This window comes from Gammaproteobacteria bacterium, from assembly GCA_003696665.1.
GTDB lineage: Bacteria > Pseudomonadota > Gammaproteobacteria > Enterobacterales.
This window is the reverse complement of sequence record RFGJ01000364.1, coordinates 1-3,750: the sequence shown is the minus strand read 5'-3', so window position 1 is coordinate 3,750 and position 3,750 is coordinate 1. Positions and strand designations below refer to the sequence as shown.

Sequence of the window (3,750 nt, the reverse complement as noted above, 5' to 3'; positions counted from 1 at the left end):
CTCAACTTCTCTTGCGCCAGAGTTCTGCGAGGAAGTGCGCCACTGGCTGCAAGAAAATCACCCCGATATTGTTCCGGCAAAGGCCAAGGTGTTTAAGGACAAAGACGGGGCGCAGGGGGCGCACGAAGCTGTCAGACCCGTTGATGCGAAGTTCACTCCAGAGGCGATGCGTCCCCATCTCACAGAGCCTCAGCACAACGTTTACACGTTGATTTGGCAACGGGCGATTGCCTCCCAGTGTGCCCCTGCGACGTTCGACAAGAGCCGTGCAGTGATCAAGGCTGGTGCAACCTACTGGGAGGCGAGAGGTTCTGTCATGAAGTCTCCAGGGTTTACCAAAATCCTCAAAGGTGGAGGCGAAGACAGCGAGTTGCCTCCTCTTCAGTCTGGGGCTACGCTCGGCTTGGCGAAGGCTTGGCACACTGCAAAGCAAACGACTCCGCCGCCGCGCTACGTATGAGGCGCTATGCCCTCCTAGCACCAAGCAGCTCAACAGAATCGAAGAAGAGCGCATTGCGAAGCGGGTTGCCAATGCTCAGCAGAAGCCGTTTGAGAGCCGCTTTACTCCAGCTTCCAACAACAAAGATACTCAGCGGGCGATCGCCTTTCGTGACTCCCTGACGGCATCGCTGTTACGCCGCTGGCGGACTGCGGTAGAGGTTGCCACGCCATTTGATGAGGACAAGCTGGGGCGAATTGATGACTTCTCAGGTAAGTTTGCTCGGCATGGCTACAACGTGGACGATCGGGCGCTGCGAGAGGTGGGCGGCTTGACGGCTGACATGGCCAGCCGTCTGCTGCGAGTTGAAGAACTGTTGAAAGAAGACTTGGCAAAGGTTGAGCCGTTCTTGGTGTCGCGCCTGGGCAGGCAGTTGGATGGCTCGACTACGGAGGTTACTTTAGATGATTTTGGGCTGGTTGTACGAGGCATTAGCCTTGAGTCGTTTCATGTTTATCGCCAGGACAGCGATTCACGGTTGTTTCAGGTAGAGGGCGGGACGATCCTTGAGAACGTCTTACCTGCTGTCGTTGTTGTGATACTGCTTCGAGATTGAAAATTCCACCATTCGAATGGGTCATCTCGATCCACCAATGGGTTCCGACCTTTCCCTTTATTAAGGTTAGGAAGGCTGAGCTTGAACTGAAGAATGCGGGAATGATTGAATAGGCGCAATCTTCCCGCGCTGGATTCTTGCGCCCCTCATATTTCCTGATCGGTCGCGTGTATTAAGTGATACACGCGACTTTTTTTGTTGCCAACTCTGATAATTCAGAGATGCAGGCATAATGTATCAGGTGTGATTTATATTGTCTTGCCGTGTATCTAATCTTGTTTGTTGTGTTTGCCTGTTTGTATTTTTGGAGGCGAAAAGATTTTTGCTGGAGACGTTCTATTGTTTCAGCTTCAATCTATTTCTCTGTCGCCTTGGCAGCTATTACAGAATTGCTGAGCCGATTGCATTTACTCAATCGTGACTGGGTTTTTGCTTCCTGGACTGCGATCGCCGGAGTGCTGATACTGATTTTGTTCCGCCGACGATCGTTCGCTTCATTTCGGTTTCGGCGCTTTGCGATTCAACCTGTCTTAGGATTTACGTTGCTCAGCTTTTTTCTGGTTTTGGCGCTGACCTTTATTCTGGCGATCTCAGTGCCGCCCAACAATGCGGATTCCCTGACTTATCACATGACCCGTGTGGTCAACTGGATTCAAAATCAATCAGTTTCTCACTATCCAACTAACAACCTGCGGCAGATTGATAATCCTCCCTGGTCGGGCTTTGCTATCTTGCATCTGCAAGTGCTTAGCGGAGGCGATCAGTTTGCTAACTTGGTGCAGTGGGGTAGCATGGTCGGCTGCTTGATAGGAGTTTCTTTGATTGCTCAAGAATTGGGTGCTGGATTATTGGGGCAAATGCTATCTGCTGCAATCTGTCTGAGCATTCCAATGGGGTTATTGCAGTCTGTTACTACGCAGAACGATTATGTTGTTTCCTATTGGCTGATATGCGCCTTATTTTATGCTTTGTTGCTCCAAAGAGAACCGCATATATCTAAGTCTCTACTGGTGGAGATTGGGGCAGTCTTAGGCTTGGCATTGCTCACCAAGGCGACGGCATATATCTACACATTTCCTGTCTTTGTCTTCCTTGCCTGTTATCTGTTCAGGCACGTTAAAGCAGGTTTTTGGGGAGGCTTGGTTTTAGTAAGTATGCCTGTTTTGTTGTTGAACTTTGGTCATTGGTGGCGCAATATTGATGCTCTGGGAGTGCCTCTAGGAATTTCAGGAAGCGGTACTCTAAACGAGCTTTTTACGCCATCTGCATTTATTTCAAATCTGTTGCGAAACGCCTCGGTGCATCTAGCTGTCGCCTTTCAACCTATTAACGAGGTGTTTGAAAAAGTTATCATCTGGCTGCATGGAAATATCTTGAAGCTGGATGTGAGCGATCCACGGATTACATACGGGCAGGCATCTTTCAGGATTCCTGTTCGCAAACCCAGTGAAGGATCGTTATTTTCAGTAGCTCTTAGTGAAGACTCGTCAGGAAATTTGTTGCATCTCGCTCTTTTTTTGAGCGCTCTCATAGTTTATCTTCAAGGTAGTGTCAGGAGTTCTCGTCGAAATATTTATCTCGCTGGACTCTTATTGTCTGGTTTTCTCTTTAATCTTTTGATTTCCTGGCAACCCTGGATATCCCGATTGCAGTTGCCTTTTTTTGTGGCGATTTCTCCATTTGTAGGAACAATCCTCTCATGCAAAATGAAACGAATTTTTGTATTTTATTTTGCGGTCTTATTCTTGACGGTCTACTCGCTCCCCTTCGTTTTTTTTAGCGCTTTCCGTCCGGTGATATCGGCGCAGAATTTGATTTTTCAGGCTGCATCATCAACGTCTGTTTATCAGGTTGAGCGTGTTGAGCGCTACTTGATTTCGCGCCCTGGCATCACAAAATTATATAAAGGCGCAATTTCAGATATTCAATCAAGGCGCTGTCAGGACGTTGGTATCGTTGCTTCAGGTAATGCTTTTGAATATCCGATATGGGCGATCGCCCATGAGCAGCGGGCTGAATTGCCTTTAAGATTTCGTTCTGTCTTGGTCGAAAACGCTTCAAAGACCCTTGCTCCTGAAGTGAATCAGGATTTTACGCCTTGTGCATTGCTGGTAATTCAAAAGCCAGATATAGGCGACAAAATAACCCTTCTACCTCCAGATGTGGAAGGGTCGGCAACCTATCAGAAATCCTTGGATAGTAAGAGGGTGAGCGTTTACTATCATGCCCCCGGCAAACCTTATAAAGCGATCGCCCCCTCGGGCCGAGTCGGTCATGAGCCGTTGGCCACCATGTCCCTGTCCAATGTCCTTAGTAACTTACAGAGCGATCGCCCCCCTCGGGCCCCGTCGGTCATGAGCCGCTGGTCGCCGCATAGTAGATAAGAAAAGCTGTTGATTTAATATTCTTATCGTTTGCCTGTCAAAAGTGCAGTATTCGATAGGGATGATAAAGTAGACAGCAGAATGTACGATAGGGTGCAATGCCTGAAACCCTTGCTAATGCGATGTTACAGCGTTTCGGGAGAATATAACAGAGTGCGATCGCCCTTGCGATCCCGCGCTTCCTTATCGTCTATACACACAAAAGATAAGTTATTTATATAGAGTGCGATCGCCTATAGGTAAGGTAAGGTTGGCGTTAAGGATAAGTTTAGTATCAGATACTAAACTTATCCTTAACGCCAACCTTACCT

At 48.2% G+C, this 3,750-nt stretch carries 3 protein-coding genes; all 3 read left to right on the top strand.

Features of this window, described 5'->3' with window-relative positions; translation table 11 throughout:
* Positions 1-34 precede the first annotated feature (34 nt).
* Positions 35-460: a hypothetical protein gene (locus D6694_09470; GenBank protein ID RMH41004.1), complete on the top strand. Its 426-nt coding sequence runs from the start codon at positions 35-37 to the stop codon at positions 458-460.
* Positions 461-737: 277 nt separating this feature from the next.
* Positions 738-1,055, top strand: a complete 318-nt coding sequence (locus D6694_09465) for a hypothetical protein (GenBank protein ID RMH41003.1) — start codon at positions 738-740, stop codon at positions 1,053-1,055.
* A gap of 263 nt (positions 1,056-1,318) precedes the next feature.
* Positions 1,319-3,439 carry a hypothetical protein gene (locus D6694_09460; protein RMH41002.1) on the top strand — a complete coding sequence of 707 codons (2,121 nt, stop codon included), beginning with the start codon at positions 1,319-1,321 and terminating at the stop codon, positions 3,437-3,439.
* The last annotated feature ends 311 nt before the right edge of the window (positions 3,440-3,750 follow it).